Below are 1,673 nucleotides of genomic sequence, written 5' to 3' on the forward strand. Positions count from 1 at the left end.
GCACGGTCGGGCAGTCGGAGCAGGTGGCGCTGATCGACGTGCAGCAGGGAAGCCGCGCCAACCTCAGGGGCCATCTCGGCGGCAACGCGGCGGCCGGCGCATCGGCCGGCACCGCGACCTTGCTCGAAGTGCGCATCCGCCGCCGCTCCGACGGCACCGTCGTGTGGGAGGGGCGGGCGATCGCCGACGGTTCCGCAGCCACTGCTCCGGTCGAGCGCACGGCCGCCGTGGACAGGCTCGCCGCAGCCCTGTTTCGGGACTTCCCCGGCATTTCCGGCCGCACTATCAGGGCGCGATGAATCTCTCCATTTCCAGCGCCTTCGACGGCGGCAACATTCGCCTGGTCGCCATCGAAGGCAACCGCATCGACCTCGAAATCGTCAACGACCACCAGTCCGATTTCTATCAATGGTTCTACTTCCGCCTGACGGGCGCGGAGGGCGAGCCGGTGGAATTGAGGATCGTGAACGCGGCCGGCGCCGCCTACCCCCTCGGCTGGCCCGGCTACCGCGCCTGCATGTCCTACGACCGCGACTATTGGGAGCGGGTCGCGGAGACGCGCTATGAAGACGGCGTCCTCACGATCCCCGTCACGCCCGCTTCGAACAGCGTCTGGTTCGCCTATTTCGCGCCCTATACGATGGAGCGGCACCACGACCTCATTGCGGAGGCGGCCGATCATCCCTGGGTCGAATATCGCTCGCTCGGTCAGACGCTGGACGGGCAGGAGATCGACTATCTGCAGATCGGCGAAGGGCCGGTCCAGGTCTGGCTCTACGCCCGCCAGCATCCCGGCGAATCGATGGCCGAATGGTGGATGGAAGGCGCGCTCGAGAAACTGCTCGACGATGCCGACCCGGTCTCGCGGCGGCTGCTCACCAAGGCCACCTTCCACATCGTCCCGAACATGAATCCCGACGGATCGAAGCGCGGCCACCTGCGCACCAACGCCGCCGGAGTGAACCTCAACCGCGAATGGCACGATCCTTCGCCCGAACGCAGTCCCGAGGTGCTTTACGTCCTTCGCGAGATGGACAAGATCGGGGTCGATTTCGCGATGGATGTCCATGGCGACGAGGCGATCCCGGCCAACTTCCTCGCCGGCTTCGAAGGCATCCCCTCGTTCAAGCGGTCGCAGCAGGATCTGTTCGACCGCTTCAGCGAGGAGCTCGTCCGGATCTCGCCGGATTTCCAAACGAGGCAGGGCTACGAAATCGCCAAGCCGGGCCAGGCGAACCTCTCAATGTCCACCGCGCAGCTGGCGGAGCGGTTCGGAGCCGTCTCGATGACGCTCGAAATGCCGTTCAAGGACAATGACGACCTTCCCGATCCCGACGAAGGCTGGTCGCCGGACCGGAGCAGGCTCCTCGCCCGCTCCTGCCTCGACGCGCTGCACGCGATGATCGACGCGCTTCCGAAGCGCCGTTAGGAGCAAACCCAAGATCGCTCATCCTGAGTAGGAATAGCGCATCGACGGAGAATTCATGCCCCGCCTCGTCCTCATCCGCCACGGCCAGTCGTCGTGGAACCTCGAAAACCGCTTCACCGGCTGGTGGGACGTGGACGTCACCGAGCTGGGCATCGAGGAAGCGCGCGCGGCGGGCCGCCTGCTCGCCGAGCGAGGGCTCGATTTCGACGTCTGCTTCACCAGCCTCCAGTCGCGCGCGATCAAG

2 protein-coding genes and 1 pseudogene are annotated in these 1,673 nt (G+C 65.9%); all 3 read left to right on the top strand.

What is annotated here, in order from left to right; genetic code table 11:
- Positions 1-299: pseudogene (locus VF662_RS07795) on the top strand (DUF4136 domain-containing protein); the annotation flags it as partial.
- Positions 296-1,429, top strand: a complete 1,134-nt coding sequence (locus VF662_RS07800) for a M14 family metallopeptidase (protein WP_464139589.1) — start codon at positions 296-298, stop codon at positions 1,427-1,429. The pseudogene VF662_RS07795 and the gene VF662_RS07800, both read left to right, overlap by 4 nt.
- A gap of 55 nt (positions 1,430-1,484) precedes the next feature.
- On the top strand, positions 1,485-1,673 hold a 189-nt coding region (locus VF662_RS07805; protein ID WP_464139592.1), incomplete at its 3' end, for a 2,3-bisphosphoglycerate-dependent phosphoglycerate mutase.

The sequence above is a fragment of the Allosphingosinicella sp. genome, from assembly GCF_036387215.1.
In the GTDB taxonomy this organism is placed as follows: domain Bacteria; phylum Pseudomonadota; class Alphaproteobacteria; order Sphingomonadales; family Sphingomonadaceae; genus Allosphingosinicella.

Coding starts and splice junctions, on each gene's coding strand:
- VF662_RS07800 (WP_464139589.1), top strand. CDS start 296: ATGAATCTCTCCATTTCCAGCGCCTTCGACGGCGGCAACATTCGCCTG.